Below are 18,756 nucleotides of genomic sequence, written 5' to 3'. Positions count from 1 at the left end.
CCCCGGTTTTTTTTAAGCTGATTACAGTACCAGTGCGGCGATAGACGCAGACAGGACGCTGACCAGCGTAGAACCGTAAACCAGTTTCAGACCGAAGCGGGAAACCACGTTACCCTGCTCTTCGTTCAGGCCTTTAATCGCGCCCGCGATAATACCGATGGACGAGAAGTTAGCGAAGGAGACCAGGAACACGGAGAGAATACCTTCGGCGCGCGGGGAGAGCGTACCGGCGATTTTCTGCAGATCCATCATCGCAACGAATTCGTTAGAGACCAGTTTGGTCGCCATGATACTGCCCACCTGCAGCGCTTCGCTGGCTGGCACACCCATCACCCAGGCAACCGGGTAGAAGATATAGCCCAGGATGCCCTGGAAGGAGATACCCAGGACGGCAGCAAACAGGGCGTTCAGCGCAGAGATCAGGGCGATAAAGCCGATCAGCATGGCTGCCACGATCACCGCTACTTTGAAGCCTGCCAGAATGTACTCACCCAGCATTTCAAAGAAGCTCTGGCCTTCGTGCAGGTTAGCCATCTGCAGGTTCTCTTCACTCTCATCCACGCGGTACGGGTTGATCAGTGACAGAACGATAAAGGTGCTGAACATGTTCAGAACCAGCGCAGCAACCACGTATTTTGGCTCCAGCATCGTCATATACGCACCCACGATAGACATGGAAACGGTAGACATTGCGGTGGCCGCCATGGTGTACATGCGGTTGCGGGACATTTTGCCGAGGATATCTTTATACGCGATAAAGTTCTCAGACTGACCGAGGATCAGGGAACTGACGGCGTTGAAAGATTCCAGTTTGCCCATGCCGTTCACTTTCGACAGCACAGTACCGATGGCGCGGATCACAATCGGCAGAATACGGATGTGCTGCAGAATACCGATCAGTGCAGAGATGAAGACGATAGGGCACAGCACTTTCAGGAAGAAGAATGCCAGACCTTCATCGTTCATTTTACCGAATACGAAGTTGGTCCCTTCATTGGCGAACCCGAGCAGGCTTTCGAACATCTCGGAGAAGCCTTTCACGAAGCCCAGGCCCACGTTGGAGTTCAGGAAGAACCAGGCAAGTAACACTTCAATGACGAGTAACTGAACAACATAGCGAATGCGGATCTTTTTACGATCGCTGCTGACCAGCAGCGCAAGCGTAGCAACAACAACAAGTGCCAGGACAAAATGCAGGACGCGGTCCATATTTGCTCCAAATATGAGGCAGGTTTAATTTCCGTGCACATTCTATGAAACAAGAGTAAAGAAAACGAGATCAAAGCCACACTATAGTCACATCCTGTGACGAAACTCATAATTAGGGATAAAAGATACATTTTTGTTATGTTATGTAAATGAGTTCAAAGTTAAGTTTGTGTGCTACGCTTCACAAAAGACTGCACGCGTTTTAGCCTGTCGTGCATCCACACTTCCAGCCTGCTTATTGCTCTTCATTATCACAGTAATCGATTAAACCATCGCAAATGAACTTGATAATCATTCGCATTTTGATAGCATTAAACATAGCAAAGGCTATATTTCAGAGGCAGAGATGACCAACAGTCGCGTTGAGACTAGCACCGGCAGGGCGGCACGCAAGATGCGCTTTGCATTAATGGGACCGGCGTTTATTGCCGCCATTGGCTATATCGATCCGGGTAATTTTGCGACCAACATCCAGGCCGGGGCCAGCTTTGGCTACAAACTGCTGTGGGTGGTGGTGTGGGCAAACCTGATGGCGATGATGATCCAGGTGCTGTCGGCAAAGCTGGGCATTGCGACCGGCAAAAACCTCGCCGAGCACATCCGCGACCGCTATCCGCGACCGATGGTCTGGTTTTACTGGGTGCAGGCCGAAATTATCGCGATGGCGACCGATCTGGCGGAATTTATCGGTGCCGCAATCGGCTTTAAGCTCATTCTGGGCGTCTCGCTCCTGCAGGGGGCAATACTAACCGGTATCGCCACGTTCCTGATCCTGATGCTGCAACGTCGCGGGCAAAAACCGCTCGAAAAAGTGATCGGCGGTCTGCTGCTGTTCGTTGCGGCAGCCTACATCGTCGAGCTGGTCTTCTCCCGGCCCGACCTGGTGCAGTTAGGGAAGGGGATGGCGATCCCGAACCTGCCAACCTCCGAAGCGGTATTCCTCGCCGCCGGGGTGCTGGGGGCGACGATTATGCCGCACGTTATCTACCTGCACTCCTCCCTGACCCAGAATCTGCACGAGGGCTCGCGCCATGAGCGCTACTCGGCGACAAAATGGGACGTGGCGATCGCGATGACCATTGCCGGGTTTGTGAACCTGGCGATGATGGCGACCGCCGCGGCGGCCTTCCACTTCAACGGTCATACTGGCATCGCCGATCTCGATCAGGCCTACCTGACGCTGGAACCCTTGTTGAGCCATGCGGCGGCGACCATTTTTGGCCTGAGTCTGGTGGCTGCAGGTCTCTCTTCGACCGTGGTCGGCACCCTGGCAGGGCAGGTGGTGATGCAGGGGTTTGTCCGGTTCCATATTCCGCTGTGGGTGCGTCGCTCTGTCACCATGATGCCGTCGTTTATCGTGATCCTGATGGGGCTCGATCCGACCCGTATTCTGGTGATGAGCCAGGTTCTGCTGAGCTTTGGCATCGCGCTGGCGCTGGTGCCGCTGCTGATTTTTACCAGCGACAAAACGCTGATGGGCGATCTGGTGAATACGGTAACGGTGAAACGGATTGGCTGGGCGATTGTGGTGCTGGTGGTGGCGCTGAACCTGTGGCTGTTAATCGGCACGGCGCTTGGGCTGTAAAAAAAGAGCCGTAAGGCTCTTTTTTTATTATCAGTGGCGATGACCATGTCCGCCGTGACCATGCCCATGACCGCGGCCTTTGCCCCGGCGGTCGTCACGATCGTTCCAGCCTTCGCGGTATCCGCGCTCGTAGGCGTTACGTTTATCCCAGCCACGATGGTAGCCGTTATCATGTTTACGCCAACGGTGATCGCGCCATTCGTAATTACGGTGCCAGTAACCGCGGTCGCGCCAGCCGCCGCCGTCCCAGTAATTGCCGGAGTTATCCCGATCGCCAATTTGTAATTTTACAGATGGCAGCAGGGTGATTTCGCCAGCAGTAGCGACCAGCGGGGCTGAAGCTATTAAGACAGCTGCCAGAATCAGGGACCTGAACATTGTTATTCTCCTTCACGATCGGAGCCGTAATCGGCTTGTTAACGCAATATTAATGGGCGGTAAAGCCCTGTTTAATCGCCTCAACTCCTAAATCTGAAGGCATAGCACTTTTTGCTAATAGCGCTGTTAATCTGTGCTGCGCAGGATCGCTTCTATTTCGCTCAGCTCAGCTGCGGAGAAGTGACGGTTCGCCAACATGCCTACCGCATCGTCAATCTGCGCGATCTTGCTGGCACCGATCAGGACCGAGGTCACCGCGTCGTGTTGCAGCACCCAGGCCAGCGCCATCTGCGACAGCTTTTGCCCGCGGCGTTCCGCCAGGGCATTGAGCTGGCGGACTTTAGCCAGCGTCTCTTCGGTGAGCTGATCCGGATTGAGGAAGCGACTGCCGCTTGCGGCACGGGAATCGGCCGGAATACCGTTCAGGTAGCGGTCGGTTAACTGGCCGCCCGCCAGCGGTGAAAAGGCAATGCAGCCCACGCCGTTCTGCTGCAGCACATCCAGCAGTCCCGCTTCGGGGGCGCGCTCAAACATTGAGAATTTTGGTTGATGGATGAGGCACGGCGTACCCAGGTCTTCGAGAATGGCGATAGCCTCCCGGGCCTGCTCTGCCGGATAGTTGGACAGGGCGACGTACAGCGCTTTCCCCTGACGCACAATATGGTCAAGCGCGCGCATCGTCTCACGCAGCGGCGTTTCCGGGTCCGGGCGATGGTGGTAGAAGATATCGACATACTCCAGCCCCATGCGCTTCAGGCTCTGGTCGAGGCTGGCGATCAGGTATTTACGTGAACCCCAGTCACCGTACGGCCCTTCCCACATGGTATAGCCCGCTTTGGACGAGATGATCAGCTCATCGCGCAGGCCATGAAAATCCTCCTGCAGAATCCGCCCAAAGTTACGCTCTGCCGATCCCGGCGGTGGGCCATAGTTGTTAGCCAGGTCGAAATGCGTAATCCCGCTATCGAAGGCGCGATGTAAAAGTTGACGGCTGTTTTCAATCAGCGTGGTATCGCCAAAGTTATGCCACAGTCCAAGGGAGATGGCCGGCAGCTTGAGGCCGCTTTGCCCACATCGTTGATACACCATTGACTGATAACGATTTTTATCCGCCTGATAAACCATATCTATTGTTCCTCTTTCTGCGAAAAATACCAATGTATACGTTTACACCTTAACTGAGTCAGACAGATTACCTCGCCACAATTTGTAAAGCATTTGTTCCATGAGCTGAATATCGCCATTCCTGGACAGCTATCACGCTTCTTCAATACTCAAATTGAGGTCAACATCATAAGGATAACTGTCATGCATTCCCCCTACTGTGTCGCCGATTACTTGTTAGACCGTCTTACTGACTGTGGTGCCGATCATCTGTTTGGTGTCCCGGGCGACTACAACCTGCAGTTTCTCGATCACGTTATCGCCAGCCCGGATATTGGCTGGGTGGGTTGTGCCAACGAGCTGAACGCGGCCTATGCCGCCGATGGTTATGCGCGCTGCAAGGGCTTTGCCGCGCTGCTGACGACCTTTGGGGTGGGCGAACTGAGTGCCATTAATGGGATTGCGGGCAGTTTTGCCGAGCATGTGCCGGTTCTGCATATCGTCGGCGCACCGGGGATTGCCTCGCAGAAAAAAGGGGAGCTGCTGCACCACACCCTGGGTGACGGTGAGTTTCGTCACTTTTTCAAAATGAGCGGGCCGATCACCGTCGCCCAGGCGCAGCTGACCGAGCAGAACGCCTGCTATGAAATCGACCGGGTGTTGACCGAAATGCTGAGAGAGCGTCGCCCCGGCTACCTTATGCTGCCTGCCGATGTGGCAAAAAAACCTGCCACTCCGCCTGTAAACGCTCTCATTGACCGTCTGTATGAGAGCGACAGCTTCCGTCTGGACGCCTTCCGCGAGGCGGCGGAGAAACGGCTGGCCGCCAGCGAACGCACCGCGCTGCTGGCTGATTTTCTGGTGCTGCGCTACGGCCTGCAAAACCAGCTTCAGCGCTGGATGGATCACACCCCGATGGCACACGCCACCCTGCTGATGGGTAAAGGGATTTTTGATGAGCGCAAGCCGGGCTTTGCGGGCACCTACAGTGGCTCTGCGAGCGTCGGCACCACCAACGACGCCATTGAAGGCGCCGACACCGTGATCTGCGTGGGCACCCGATTTACCGACACGCTCACCGCCGGATTTACCCACAAGCTCACGCAGCAGCAGACCATCGACGTTCAGCCGCATGCGTCCCGAGTGGGAGATGTCTGGTATACCGGGATCCCGATGGCGCAGGCGATTGAGGTGCTCTCCAGCCTGACTCATCAGTATGCCAGCACCATTGCTGCACCGCGTCCGACGCGACCGCTACACGCTATCCACCCGGGTTCGCTGACGCACGACAGTTTCTGGAAAACGCTGCAAACCTTTATACGCCCCGGCGATATTATTCTTGCCGATCAGGGGACCTCGGCCTTTGGCGCGGCTGCGCTACGTCTGCCCGAAGGGGTGAATTTTATCGTCCAGCCAATCTGGGGCTCAATTGGCTATACCCTGGCCGCCGCCTATGGCGCGCAGACCGCCTGCCCGGATCGTCGGGTGATTGCCATCACCGGCGACGGCGCGGCGCAGCTGACGATTCAGGAGCTGGGCTCGATGCTGCGCGACCAGCAGCGCCCGATCATCATGGTGCTGAATAACGAAGGTTATACGGTCGAGCGGGCGATCCACGGCCCGAACCAGCGCTACAACGACATCGCGCTGTGGAACTGGACGCAGATCCCGCAGGCGCTCAGCCTGAACTGTCAGGCCGAGAGCTGGCGGGTGAGTGAGGTGGTCCAGCTTGAGGAGGTGCTGGAGAAAGTGGCGCATTGCGAGCGGCTTTCGCTGATTGAGGTTATGTTGCCAAAAGCCGATCTCCCGCCGCTGTTGAATGACATTATTCAGGCGCTGGAGGCGCGTAGAAGCGCCTGATTATTTGTCCTCTCGCCAGGCGATCATCATCGGTCTGCCCGCCAGCAGGAGCCAGGCGGGCAGCATCACAATACACAGCAGCGGCATCAGGGTAGTGTCAGGCACCACCACTGCCGCCATAAACAGGCTCAGCCAGGCATCCCTCGTCACCACCAGTACCAGTCCCAGTATTGAACAGGAGATAGTGATCGCCGCCGGGACCGCCTCGACGTGCTCGTGCAGCATCAATCCTAAGGCGACACCGACAAACACCGCCGGGAAAATGCGCCCACCGCGAAAACCACACGCTGCCGCGACTACCAGCGCCGCCAGCTTAATCAGGGCAATGAGCAGATAATCAGAGACGCTAAACGTCTGACTAAAGGCCAACTGCTGCATCTCATCCAGACCTTTAAACAAGGTAATGCTGCCGCCAAGGGCCCCGAGGATCCCCAAAATCAGCCCGCCCGCGCCGAGAATCAGCACCGGGTGTTTCAGGCGATGCATCAGTCGGTGCAGACGCGGCAGGCACCACACCGCCACCATCCCGAGCGCGATGGCAATGGCGGCCACAATCGCACCGCTAAACAGATCCGCCAGATGCATCTGGCCGTACGGCGCAATCGGCAAGGAGAAATGCGGGTGGAAAAACAGGCTGGTGGTCAGCGCACCCGCCGCGGCGGCCAGCAGCGGGGCGAAGAGCTTGTCCCACAGCGGGATGTCATTGTTGCCGTTCAGGGTCTGGGAAAAAATGAGCGCCGCCGCCACGGGCGTACCGAACAGGGCGCCGATGGTGCCCGCCGAGGCCAGGATCGTCCAGTCGAGGGTCGCCACCCGGGGGAAGACGCGCGAGCCCACGGCAACGGCCAGCGCGATATTCACCGCCATTACCGGGTGCTCCGGGCCAAGGCTGACGCCGCCCGCCAGGCCGATAATCAGCGCCATCACCAGCCCCGGCAGGGCGGCGGCGGCCACCGGGGCGCCGATCAGCGGCTCGGTGGCCGGGTCTGGCCCGGCATGGCCCGGGCTGTAGCGGACAACCAACCCCACGGCAATGCCGGTTAGCGTCAGCATCACCATAATCCAGACCGGGGAGGCCATGTCGATCCCGACGCTGGCAGGCAGCGACGTCCACAGAAACGCCTGTAATACCGAGGCGACTTTCATGATAACAATCAGGATCAGGCTGGACGCCACACCAATAATCAGCGCGGGAGGGGCCAACAGCAGCATCGTTCTGGCTCGCGGATGGAGCATGATGAATTCCTTGTAGAAAATGACTTGCATTACTTTGCCCATTCAGCCTGGCGCGAACAGTGCAAATGGTGCTGAAACGGAACCATAATTCTGTGATATAGATCGATAATCCTGGGGCGCCTTGATTCAGGCGTTGTTGTTCTCGAGCCTTGAATTTAGAGTGTGCCAAAGAGTTATTTTGACTTTAGCGGAGCAGTTGAAGAATGACAAAGTATGCTTTGGTAGGTGATGTAGGGGGCACGAACGCGCGTCTGGCTTTATGTGACGTTAACACCGGGGAAATTTCCCGCGCCAAAACCTATTCCGGGCTGGATTATCCCAGCCTCGAAGCGGTAATGCGTGTCTATCTGACGGAGCACGATGTCAGCGTCGAGGATGGCTGTATTGCCATTGCCTGCCCGGTGACGGGCGACTGGGTGGCGATGACCAACCACACCTGGGCCTTCTCTGTCGCCGAGATGAAAAAGAACCTCGGGTTCGCGCATCTGGAAGTGATTAACGACTTTACTGCGGTGGCGATGGCGATCCCGATGTTAAAGCCGGAACACCTGATCCAGTTCGGCGGCGCTCAGGCCGTCGAAGGTAAACCGATTGCCGTCTATGGCGCGGGAACCGGTCTTGGCGTTTCGCATCTGGTGCACATTGACCAGCGCTGGATCAACCTGCCGGGTGAGGGCGGCCACGTCGACTTCGCGCCAAACAGTGAAGAAGAGGGCATCATTCTTGAAGAACTGCGCGCCGAGATCGGCCATGTGTCGGCGGAACGCGTGCTGTCCGGCCCGGGGCTGGTGAATTTGTATCGTGCGATTGTGAAATCCGATGGCCGTCTGCCGGAAAACCTGCAGCCGAAGGATGTGACCGAACGCGCGCTGGAAGACAGCTGCATCGACTGCCGTCGCGCCCTGTCGCTGTTCTGCGTCATCATGGGTCGCTTTGGTGGCAACCTGGCGCTGAATCTGGGCACTTTTGGCGGGGTCTATATCGCCGGGGGCATCGTGCCACGCTTCCTTGAGTTCTTTAAAGCGTCCGGCTTCCGCGGTGGATTTGAAGATAAAGGCCGCTTCCGGGCCTATGTGCAGGATATCCCGGTCTACCTGATCGTTCACGACAACCCAGGCCTGCTGGGCGCGGGCGCGCACCTGCGTCAGACCCTGGGCCAGGTTCTGTAAACTCCCGCCCCGGTGATCTCCATTTACCGGGGCACTTTCCTTACAGGTGCATCAGCTGGCGAAACTCTTTCACCCGGCTGCGACTGACCGGCACCTGAAAATCCAGATCTTTTAGCCGCAGAATATAGGTGTTGTTGAACCAGGGCTCAATCTCGCGGATTTTGTTCAGGTTGACGCAGAACGAACGGTGACAGCGAAAGAAGTGGCTCGCGGGCAGCTTGCTGCAAAATTCGGTGATGTTCATCGGCATCACGAACGAATCGCGGCGGGTATAGACAAACGTCATCTTCTCATGCGCTTCGGCATAGTAGATATCGTCCATCGGCGTCACGATGATCCGCTCATCTTTGATTAAATTGATGGTGTCGTTTTCGCGCGTCACGGGCTGGGCGGTGTTCTGCCCGGTGGAAGACTGCTGCTGCCAGGCTTGCTCCAGCTTTTGCAGCATGCTGACAATGCGCGATTCCTGATACGGCTTCAAAATGTAGTCGAAGGCTTCCAGCTCGAAAGCTTCTACCGCGTGCTCTTTCCAGGCGGTCACAAAGACGATAAATGGCTTGCTGGCAAACTGGCTGATGTTTTGCGCCAGCAGCACCCCGTCCAGCGACGGAATATTGATATCCAGAAAAATGGCGTCAACCTTGTTGTGCTGTAAAAACTTAAGCACGTCCAGCCCATCTTCAAAGGTGCCGACGATCTCCATCTTGCTGTGCTCTTTTATCAGCCAGCTTAGCTCCTGTTGAGCCAGTATCTCATCTTCCACAATGATGACTTTCATGCATTCCTCCGACTAGGGCAACAACAACGTCTGTGCATGAACAGCGGACCGTTCATTGGGCACGTAAAACGCAATTTCGGTGCCCGGCTCCAGGCGGCGAATATGCAGCCCTTCGCCATACAACAGCTTAACGCGGTGATGAACATTCAGCAGGCCAATTTTATTGCCAGGCATCTCGTTCGATTCCACGCGCTCAATTACCAGCGGATCAATGCCGTGCCCGGTATCGCGTACTGAAATCCGCACCCGGTTGCCGCATTCGGCGACGCTGATCGTCACCACGCCCTTACCCTTGCGCGGCTGAATGCCGTGAACGATGGCATTCTCGACCAGCGGCTGGATCAGCAGACTCGGGATCACGCAGTTGACCTCTTCATCAATGTCGTAAATCACCGTCAGCTTATCGCCAAAGCGGGCCTGCTCAATCGCGATGTAGTCTTTGATCTGATACAGCTCTTTCTTGATATCAATGTGCTCATCATCCTTGAGCTCAATGTTGTAGCGCAAATAGCGTGACAGATTAAAAATCAGCTGGCGGGCGGTGTCCGGATTGAGACGAATAGAGGACGAGATCGCATTCAGCGCATTGAACAGAAAATGAGGATTGATTTTACTTTGCAGAGCGCGAAGCTCTGCCTTATTTGCCATCTCCCGCAGCTGCTCGGCGCGGGACACTTCCAGCTGCGTCGAGATAATTTGCGACAGACCCACCGCCATCTCCTGCAGCGAGGAGGTGATCTGATGCGCGTGGCAGTAATAGATTTTCAGCGTCCCGGTGACAACCCCTTTTTCCCACAGGGGGATCACCAGCATCGAGTGAATTTCCGGCGTGCGGTGCGCCTCGTCATTATTCTTAATAATGATTTTGCCATCGTTGATGGCCTGCTGGGTGGTGGGGCTGATAGTGTCGTTATTGTCCTGATAGTTGTGTTCACCCACGCCGACGTAGGCCAGCACCCGGTCGTTATTGGTGATGGCGACCGCATCGGCATCAATATCGCGGCGGATGATGTCGCACACCTGGCGCAGCGATTCGACGTTAATATCGCGGAACAGCGGCAGCGTTTTATTGGCAATATCCAGTGCCAGCTTGGCCTGACGGGCGGCGCTGGCCTCTTTTTCGCCCTCCACGCTCTGCACCAGCAGCACGATAAAGCCCACGCAGACGCTGCCGAGGATCATCGGAATACCGATTTTAGAGACAATATCCAGGCCGAGCGAAATGGTCGGGGCCCAGACCACTACCAGAACCATGGTCAGGGTTTCGCAGATCATGCCCGCGATGATCCCGGCGCGCCAGTGCTGCTTTTTCGGGATTTTGCGGTTGATCCAGCCCGCGAGGATCCCGGCGATAATGCTGGTGATAAGGCAGGGGATCGCGGTTACGCCGCCAATATCGATCAGGTAGCGATGCACCCCGGCGATCAGCCCGGTGATGATCCCGACCCACGGGCCAAACAGGATCCCGCCGGACATCACCGCGATCACACGCACGTTAACCAGCGAACCTTCTACCGGCACGCCGGACCAGGTGCTGAACAGGGCGAACAGCGAGAAAATGGCGGTCACCGCCAGCAGCTCTTTTGTCGAGTGGGCAGATTTATGCAGAAGCTCGCGGAACAGGCGAATGCGGATTAAAAAGAACAGACAAATCAGCATCAATGCCGCGCGATCAAAAACCGCCAGCAGCATATCGAATATTTCGTGCACGAGTGAACCTGAGGAAGCGGGAAACAACCATGATAAAAAACCTGACGCCCAATGACCAGTCATCTGTCCGTTTTATCAAATGAGGATAAACCATAATCTTCAAAGGGGATTATGGCGTGTGCCAACGGTTATCAGGGCTGCGTCACACCGCTGGCCTTAGTGGTAAATGCATTGATATCAGAATGTTATCTAAATGATATCTTTAATGGCTGGCTGTCACTGTTCATCCCTGTTTAGCCGTAGCGGAGTTCCTGTTTTAGCGCCGTGAATAATTTTTAATTTTCCCTCTCGACAAGTCGTTTTTCTTCAGGTTATTTTCTAAGCACGCCACCATCGTGGCGACGTCGCTCGGATGGTCCGGGCGCTAACGTTATCTGAGGTATCTATGGCTGACTCCCGCCCTGAACGTCGTTTTTCGCGTATCGATCGTCTTCCCCCGTATGTGTTCAATATTACTGCTGAGCTGAAAATGGCTGCGCGTCGGCGCGGCGAAGATATTATTGATTTCAGCATGGGTAACCCGGACGGCCCCACGCCGCCGCATATCGTCGAAAAACTGTGCACCGTCGCCCAGCGCCCGGATACGCACGGCTACTCCACCTCGAAAGGGATCCCGCGCTTGCGCCGCGCCATTTCGCGCTGGTATCAGGACCGCTATCAGGTTGAGATCGACCCCGAGAGCGAAGCCATCGTCACCATCGGCTCCAAAGAGGGGCTGGCGCACCTGATGCTGGCGACGCTGGATCATGGCGACACGGTACTGGTGCCCAACCCCAGCTACCCGATTCATATCTACGGCGCGGTCATCGCCGGGGCACAGGTACGCTCTGTTCCGCTGGTGGAAGGCGTCGACTTTTTTAACGAGCTGGAACGCGCCATTCGCGAAAGCTATCCCAAGCCTAAGATGATGATCCTCGGCTTCCCGTCCAACCCGACGGCACAGTGCGTTGAACTCGATTTCTTTGAAAAGGTGGTCGCGCTGGCGAAGCAGTACGATGTGCTGGTGGTACATGACCTGGCCTATGCAGACATCGTCTACGACGGCTGGAAAGCGCCGTCAATTATGCAGGTGCCCGGCGCCCGCGATGTGGCGGTGGAGTTCTTCACCCTGTCGAAAAGCTACAATATGGCCGGCTGGCGTATTGGTTTTATGGTGGGTAACAAAACGCTGGTGAACGCGCTGGCGCGAATCAAGAGTTACCACGACTACGGGACCTTTACTCCGCTGCAGGTCGCAGCGATTGCGGCGCTCGAAGGCGATCAGCAGTGCGTGCAGGATATCGCCGCGCAGTATAAGCGCCGTCGCGACGTGCTGGTCAAAGGGCTGCATGAGGCGGGCTGGATGGTCGACATGCCGAAAGCGTCGATGTACGTCTGGGCGAAGATCCCGGAAGCTTACGCCGCGATGGGCTCGCTGGAGTTTGCCAAGAAGCTGCTGCAGGACGCAAAGGTCTGCGTCTCACCGGGTATTGGCTTTGGCGATTACGGCGATACGCACGTGCGTTTTGCGTTGATTGAGAACAGCGACCGTATTCGTCAGGCGATCAGGGGCATTAAAAGCATGTTCCGCGCCGATGGGCTGTTGCCGCTGGCGGCAAAAAGTCCGCCGGAGCAGGGCGGTCAGTAAAGCTAAAAAAAACAGGCGCCTGAGGCGCCTGTTTTTTTAACTGCAATTTCTTTGCTCAGTTCATCATCAGGGCAAACGTACCGACCCAGGCGAAAACAATTACAGAAAAACCCATAAAGAAATATTTCACGTTCATCGCTCCGCGCATCTCATGATACGCATTAATTTCAGAGTCCAACTGAGTATAGAGAGGTGAAGTCAGGCGAGGGCGGAAATGAGAATTTTCCCGTTTTAGCCTCAACTCCAGCTCAGAATTCTGTGCTTTTAGATTGCCAGACGGCGCTAATGTACGCCTAAAAATCAGGAGTGACAAGCGTGATTTTTTTAAACGTTTTCCGTCACTTAGCACTGTCGTGGAACGGCGACAGTTTAATTTCATTTGGTAATAAATTGGTGCTGAGCAACATAGCAGGCTAACGATAATGTAGAGTGATTACCGGGAGTAACAGCACCTGTAACAGAAAACTTTTACACCATTTTATTCCGTCACAGTTGGCGATTAATATATTTAAATAAACGGGTAGTTGAATTTATATCCTTAAGCGTTGTAGATTGCGTTTGCCAGTTAATTGCTGGTCTACAGACTATGACTACAAATATACAACGAACTACCTTATTGTGATTATAAATATACCCACATTAATAATTACCTTACGCCTTAAATTGTGGTCGGCAATATTTGCTTTAAATAATACCTCTTATTAGTTACGTCACTCTTTTATTAAGAGGGTGATTTATACCTCTATGCTGTTAATTATGAGAATGATTTCCAGGTATAGAATTTAACGTGTTTATCAATGGCAATTAAATGAAAAAGAACATTCAGGGTCTGGACCATTATGAGGGCGCCGCAGGTGGCTGGGGCGCAGTCAAGGCTTGCGCGTCTTACGTAATGACCCAAAAGTCACCTCTGCGCGACACGATCGCGCTGTTCAAAATGAATCAGGATAAAGGATTTGACTGCCCCGGATGTGCGTGGCCCGATCCAGAACATCGTTCACCCATGGAGCTGTGTGAAAATGGCGTAAAAGCCGTGTCATGGGAGACAACAAAGAAAAAAGCGTCACCCGAATTTTTTGCCCGCCATACGGTAAAAGCATTATTGGGTTGGAGTGATTACGCGCTGGAAAATCAGGGCCGCCTCACGCATCCCATGAAATACGACATTATTACCGACACCTTTCAGCCGGTTGAATGGGAACAGGCCTTCGCGGAAATTGGCGGCATAATGCGCGGCTTCGCCCCTGAGCAGGTTGAGTTTTATACCTCCGGGCGTACCTCGAATGAAGCAGCCTTTTTATATCAGCTGTATGCCCGTGAATACGGCAGCAATAATTTCCCCGACTGCTCCAATATGTGCCATAGCCCCACCGGCACCGGGCTCGGATCGTCGATTGGCATCGGTAAAGGCACCGTCGAACTCAGCGACTTTGACGCCGCCGATCTGGTGATCTGCGTCGGGCATAACCCGGGCACTAACCACCCGCGGATGCTGGCGACGCTGCGCGAAGTCGCACGGCGCGGCGGCAGGATCATGTCCGTGAACCCGATGCGCGAACGGGGACTGGAGCGCTTTAGCTTCCCGCAGTCGCCAAAAGAGATGCTCACCGGCGGGCACACTGAACTCTCTGAGGATTACTTCCAGATACGTATTGGGGGGGATGCCTGGTTCTTTCGCGGGGTAATGAAAGCCCTGCTGGCGCTCGACGCCCAACAGCCTGGGGTGATCGATAGGGACTTTATCACCAACCACACCTCCGGATTCAGCGAGCTGGCTGAGGATTTGCGTCGTCTCGCGTGGGCGGATATCGAACGCGGTGCCGGGCTCGATCGCCAGACGATAGTCTCTTTCGCTGAGATCTACGCCCGCCACGAACGGGTGATTATCAGCTACGGCCTCGGGATCACCCAGCACCGCAACGGGACGCAAAACGTCCAGCAGCTGATCAACCTGCTGCTGATGCGCGGCAATATGGGGCGCAAAGGGGCGGGGATCTGCCCCCTGCGCGGCCACTCGAACGTGCAGGGCGACCGCAGCGTGGGCATTAACGAAGCGCCGTGTGAAGACTTTAACCTGCGCCTCGAGCAGTACTTTGGCATCACGGTGCCTCGCGCCCACGGTCGCGCCTCCATTGAGAGCATCAAAGCCATCGAGAGCGGCGAATCGCGCGCGCTGATCTGCATGGGTGGCAACCTGGCGGTGGCGATGCCGGAACCGCAGCGCACCTTCCCGGCGATGCGTAAACTGGATCTGCAGGTTCACGTGGCGACCAAACTCAACCGCTCGCACCTGCTGGTGTGCAAAGACAGCTGGATCCTGCCGGCACTGGGTCGCAGCGAGCGGGATGTTCAGGCCTCTGGCGTGCAGTCGGTGACGGTGGAAGACTCCATGAGCATGGTCCATGCGTCCACTGGCGGCCTGAAGCCCGCGTCGCGCTGGCTGATGTCCGAACCGGCCATCGTGGCCGGTCTGGCACGCGCCACGCTGCCGAACAGCCCGGTGAAGTGGGAAGAGATGGTTGGCGACTATCGCCTGATTCGTCACGCCATTGAGGCGGTGATCCCGGAATTTTATCATTACAATGCGCGTATCGAAGCCCCCGGCGGTTTCCGTCTGGATAACCCGGCCTCGCGGGGGGAATACCGCACGGCGTCAGGCAAAGCGACCTTCCACGTCTGCACTATTGAAGCCATTGCTGACGCGTGCCTGAGCAGCGGGGAGCTGATTCTGGCGACCATCCGCAGCCACGATCAGTACAACACCACCATTTATGGCCTGGACGACCGCTATCGCGGCGTGACCGGCCGTCGGGACGTGATTTTCCTCAGCCCGGAAGAGGCCAGCCAGCGGCAGCTTAAGCAGGGGGACGTAGTGGATGTCGCGGCGCTCGACGACCGCGGGCAGGTTTGTCAGCAGCGGGTGATGCACCGCCAGACGGTACACATTGTGCCGATGGGGACAAAATCGATTGCGGCGTATTTACCCGAGGCGAACGTGCTGCTGTCGCTGGATGCGGTGGACGAAGAGAGTTTGACGCCTGCCTATAAGAGTGTTCCGGTGACGCTCTTTAAATCAGCAGGCGCGCACGACGCTTAGCGGTAGAGGGAGGCTTCGCCGACGGGACGGGTTTTAAAGCGGCGATGCACCCACAGATATTGCTCGGGCGCGCGCAGAATTTCGCTTTCGATCACCTTGTTGATGTAGGCCGCGGCCTCGGTCTCATCCTGCGGATAATTTTCCAGTTCTGGCGAAATAAACAGGCGATAGCCGCTGTTGTCCGTTTTGCGGATCATGGTAACGGTCAGCATCGCGGCTTTGGACAGGCGTGAAATCACAAACGTCCCGTTGGTGGTGGCAACGTCTTTCACCGCAAAGAACGGGGCGAAGCTGCTGCCTTTGCGACCATAATCCTGGTCAGGGGCAAACCACACCGCTTCGCCTTTTTTCAGAGCACCGACCAGGCCACGCAGGTTATTACGGCTGATCATCGCTTTATTGGAACGCATGCGACCGCGCGTCTGAACCCACTCCATCAGCGGGCTGTTGTGCGGACGGTAGGTCGCCATCATCGGTTGACACAGCCCCATCACGCGACCGCCCAGCTCCAGCGACATAAAGTGCACGCCAATCACCATCACGCCGCGGTTTTTGGCCTGCGCGCGCTGTAAATTTTCCATGCCTTCGACTTCAAACCACTTGCGCACCCGCGCGTCCGGCCAGTACCAGGCCATCCCGGTTTCCAGCAACGCCATGCCAATGGACTTAAAGTTTTCGTCGATCAGGCGTTCACGCTCGTCGGTCGATAACGCCGGAAAGCACAGCTCAAGATTTCTGCGCGCAATGGACTCTCTGCGTTTTAAAAAACGCCGGGAGAGACTCCCGAGGGTAGCACCCAGCCAGCACAGGGCAGGATAGGGAAGCTGAACCAGCAGCCACAAGACCCCCAACCCAAACCATGTAAACCAGTAACGGGGATGCAAAAGTGCGCGTGTGAATTTGCATTGAGACAAGATAAAACGACCTTAATGAAGAGTGTGGAGGTAGCGCCAGACTGGCAATACACCGTACTGATTTTGACTCGCGTCTATGCTAATGGTTCCAGACGGTTACGTCACCTGTAGCCTTGTCTGAAAAAGGGGATTGTCGCGGGGCGGCGTAATGTAGCATAGCCGCCCGCGATTGCCGTGTAATTTCGATAGTATAAGAGTGTAAGTATTATCCTGTTTCAAAAAAATGATACGGCTCAGGCGGATTAAATATCCACCGATTAGCCTTCGCCGAAGCGACTATCCAGCGCCAGGCTTAGCATACGCTCATGGTTAACGCTGACGGCGCGCCAGCCTGCTGCACTTTCCCCTTCCCTAACAATTGCCATGCCCTGGGCTGCCAGCTGGTTCAGCAGATCGGCAAACTCACTCTCATTGACCGGGCGGGGCTGCCAGAAGGTGCGCTTGTTGTCGGTAAAAATGGGCAGCAGCTGGATCTGCGGCTCGCGACCGCCGAGTCGCAGGCGCACGATAAATCCGTAGGCGGGCACCCCGCGCGTCTGATACTCGCCGTTACTGTTGAAGACCGCGTTGCCAATGCTGTAGACCACCAGGCTCTGCCCGAGCTGGGCCGCGTCACCCGCCATATGGGGTCCTGAGCCGATAATCAGATCTGCCCCGGCCTCGCTCAGACGCTGGGCCAACGCCCGCTGGCCGGGGGTGGTCCAGCGGTAGTCCAGCCCCCAGTGGGCAAGGACAATCGTTGTCGCCGGATTAGCGCGGGCTTTCTCCTGACGCAGCTGTTCGACCAGCCCGCCGCTCAGACAGGCGACGCCCGCGCGCCGTGGGCGGGCGTAGAAGGCGCACTCCTGCTCCATGTAGCGTCGATACCAGTAGGCGCTGAAAATCTTATACCGCCGTCCGTCCACCGTCAGGACCAGCGGCGCTTCCGCCTGGCGGGCATTCACTCCGGCACCGATGCAGGCAATACCGCCTTCGCGAAACGCCGCCAGGGTGCTGTGCAGCCCCGGCAGTCCGGCATCCATGGCGTGATTGTTGCCCAGCGCCACCGCGTCGATGCCCTGCTTGCGCAGCGCCGCAACCGAGGCCGTCGGATCGCCCGTCAGGCAGAAGGGTTTTCGCCCTTCGAGGCTGACGCTCTGGTCGGTGGTCAGCGCGGCTTCAACGTTGGCGAGGGTAAAGTCGCTACCCTGCAGCAGCGGGGCGATAGCCGCGAAGCTGTGATCGTAGCCGTAGCGCTGCAGGGCGTCATCGATCCCGCGTGCCTGCCGCTGACGCGTATACCACTCGCCAAAATAGGTATCGCCCAGCAGGGTGACGGTCGCTGCAGGCGAACCGATCTGCCGCTCTTCAGCGGCTTCGGGGAGCATGTCTGCCCCAGCCAGCAGGGCATCAAGCTGATAGTCGAGATGGAACGCGTCATCCGCCCCGGCGACGCAGGCCAGCCACAGCTCACCGTCGACCCACTGCAGGGCGAACCCCCACCGTCCGGCGCTGAATTGCCCCCACGCGCTACCGTTATCGTGCAGATTGCTGGTTTTGCGGTACATGCGCTCGCCGATCGCCGCCTCATGCTCGCTGAACCACGTCAGCAGGTGCGGGTAACGCTTTTGGAAATGATGCATCAGTCGGGCGATGTCCGAAAGCGTGGTGCGCTGTCCGGGACGGGCGCGCCCCGAGACGTTATTGATCCGGGTATGGCGCATGTTGAGGTCAGCGGCCAGCTGCCGGAGCAGGGTAAGCGCCCCGGCGCTACTGCCTGCCAGCTGTTCTGCGAGGTTAATGGCGGCATCGCAGGCCGTGTGGATCAGCATCCCCTGCAGGAGCGATTTCAGGGGCAATGTGCTGCCCCGCTGGAGCCCGAGCACCGGGTTGCCTTTGGCGATCGCCGGCGAAATACCGCGCACGGCGACGGGGGTTTCGAGAGTGATTTTTTTCTGCAGCAGGCGATCGGCAAAGCAGCAGGCCAGCAGCAGCTGGCTGAGATAAGCAGGGGCAAAAGTGCTTTCTGACTTCTCGGTTACCCGCTGTTCGCCGGTAGACAGATTAACCAGCAGGCATGCCGTTTGTCCTTTCGCCAGTGCGGGCGGGG

14 protein-coding genes are annotated in these 18,756 nt (G+C 56.7%); 5 read left to right on the top strand and 9 right to left on the bottom strand.

The window, feature by feature from the left end; genetic code table 11:
• Positions 1 to 21 precede the first annotated feature (21 nt).
• Positions 22 to 1,209 (bottom strand): NupC/NupG family nucleoside CNT transporter, encoded by a 1,188-nt coding sequence (locus tag ACRDD5_RS16355; RefSeq protein WP_271280737.1) that lies wholly within the window; start codon positions 1,207 to 1,209, stop codon positions 22 to 24.
• Between the two features lie 346 nt (positions 1,210 to 1,555).
• On the opposite strand from ACRDD5_RS16355, the gene ACRDD5_RS16350 reads away from it, so the two are divergent.
• Positions 1,556 to 2,794, top strand: coding sequence for an Nramp family divalent metal transporter (locus ACRDD5_RS16350; protein ID WP_271280736.1), 1,239 nt, complete (start codon positions 1,556 to 1,558; stop codon positions 2,792 to 2,794).
• Between the two features lie 30 nt (positions 2,795 to 2,824).
• Here ACRDD5_RS16350 and ACRDD5_RS16345 read toward each other — a convergent pair whose 3' ends face one another.
• On the bottom strand, positions 2,825 to 3,172 hold the full coding sequence (locus tag ACRDD5_RS16345; RefSeq protein ID WP_271280735.1) for a DUF2502 domain-containing protein: 348 nt from the start codon (positions 3,170 to 3,172) through the stop codon (positions 2,825 to 2,827).
• A gap of 126 nt (positions 3,173 to 3,298) precedes the next feature.
• Positions 3,299 to 4,297, bottom strand: coding sequence for an aldo/keto reductase (locus ACRDD5_RS16340; protein ID WP_271280734.1), 999 nt, complete (start codon positions 4,295 to 4,297; stop codon positions 3,299 to 3,301).
• A gap of 183 nt (positions 4,298 to 4,480) precedes the next feature.
• On the opposite strand from ACRDD5_RS16340, the gene ipdC reads away from it, so the two are divergent.
• Positions 4,481 to 6,136, top strand: coding sequence for an indolepyruvate decarboxylase (ipdC, locus tag ACRDD5_RS16335; protein WP_438677361.1), 1,656 nt, complete (start codon positions 4,481 to 4,483; stop codon positions 6,134 to 6,136).
• Here ipdC and ACRDD5_RS16330 read toward each other — a convergent pair whose 3' ends face one another.
• Entirely contained in the window at positions 6,137 to 7,372 is a 1,236-nt protein-coding gene (locus ACRDD5_RS16330) for an ion channel protein (protein WP_438677360.1), read from the bottom strand. It lies immediately after the preceding gene.
• A 203-nt stretch (positions 7,373 to 7,575) separates the two neighbouring features.
• On the opposite strand from ACRDD5_RS16330, the gene glk reads away from it, so the two are divergent.
• A complete protein-coding gene (gene glk, locus ACRDD5_RS16325; RefSeq protein WP_271280731.1) occupies positions 7,576 to 8,541 on the top strand; it encodes a glucokinase in 966 nt (321 codons plus the stop codon).
• Between the two features lie 40 nt (positions 8,542 to 8,581).
• Here glk and ACRDD5_RS16320 read toward each other — a convergent pair whose 3' ends face one another.
• On the bottom strand, positions 8,582 to 9,319 hold the full coding sequence (locus tag ACRDD5_RS16320; RefSeq protein ID WP_271280730.1) for a LytR/AlgR family response regulator transcription factor: 738 nt from the start codon (positions 9,317 to 9,319) through the stop codon (positions 8,582 to 8,584).
• Positions 9,320 to 9,331: 12 nt separating this feature from the next.
• Positions 9,332 to 11,029, bottom strand: a complete 1,698-nt coding sequence (locus tag ACRDD5_RS16315; RefSeq protein ID WP_271280729.1) for a LytS/YhcK type 5TM receptor domain-containing protein — start codon at positions 11,027 to 11,029, stop codon at positions 9,332 to 9,334.
• 385 nt (positions 11,030 to 11,414) lie between these two features.
• On the opposite strand from ACRDD5_RS16315, the gene alaC reads away from it, so the two are divergent.
• The gene (gene alaC, locus ACRDD5_RS16310; protein WP_271280728.1) at positions 11,415 to 12,656 is read left to right on the top strand and encodes an alanine transaminase; all 1,242 of its coding nucleotides are present in this window, start codon (positions 11,415 to 11,417) and stop codon (positions 12,654 to 12,656) included.
• 55 nt (positions 12,657 to 12,711) lie between these two features.
• Here the strand turns inward: alaC and ypdK are convergent, their stop codons facing one another.
• The gene (gene ypdK, locus ACRDD5_RS16305; protein ID WP_098946261.1) at positions 12,712 to 12,792 is read right to left on the bottom strand and encodes a membrane protein YpdK; all 81 of its coding nucleotides are present in this window, start codon (positions 12,790 to 12,792) and stop codon (positions 12,712 to 12,714) included.
• A 672-nt stretch (positions 12,793 to 13,464) separates the two neighbouring features.
• On the opposite strand from ypdK, the gene ACRDD5_RS16300 reads away from it, so the two are divergent.
• Positions 13,465 to 15,753 (top strand): FdhF/YdeP family oxidoreductase, encoded by a 2,289-nt coding sequence (locus ACRDD5_RS16300; RefSeq protein ID WP_438677359.1) that lies wholly within the window; start codon positions 13,465 to 13,467, stop codon positions 15,751 to 15,753.
• Here ACRDD5_RS16300 and lpxP read toward each other — a convergent pair.
• On the bottom strand, positions 15,750 to 16,670 hold the full coding sequence (gene lpxP / locus ACRDD5_RS16295; protein ID WP_271280765.1) for a kdo(2)-lipid IV(A) palmitoleoyltransferase: 921 nt from the start codon (positions 16,668 to 16,670) through the stop codon (positions 15,750 to 15,752). The two genes, ACRDD5_RS16300 and lpxP, sit on opposite strands and share 4 nt — an antisense overlap.
• Before the next feature lie 254 nt (positions 16,671 to 16,924).
• On the bottom strand, positions 16,925 to 18,756 hold a 1,832-nt coding region (locus tag ACRDD5_RS16290), incomplete at its 5' end, for a CapA family protein (RefSeq protein ID WP_438677358.1).

The organism is Silvania sp., assembly GCF_051656365.1.
GTDB classification, from domain to species: Bacteria; Pseudomonadota; Gammaproteobacteria; order Enterobacterales; family Enterobacteriaceae; genus Enterobacter; species Enterobacter hatchlandensis.
The sequence above is the reverse complement of the archived record's forward strand: the minus strand, read 5'-3'. Positions and strand labels throughout refer to the sequence as shown.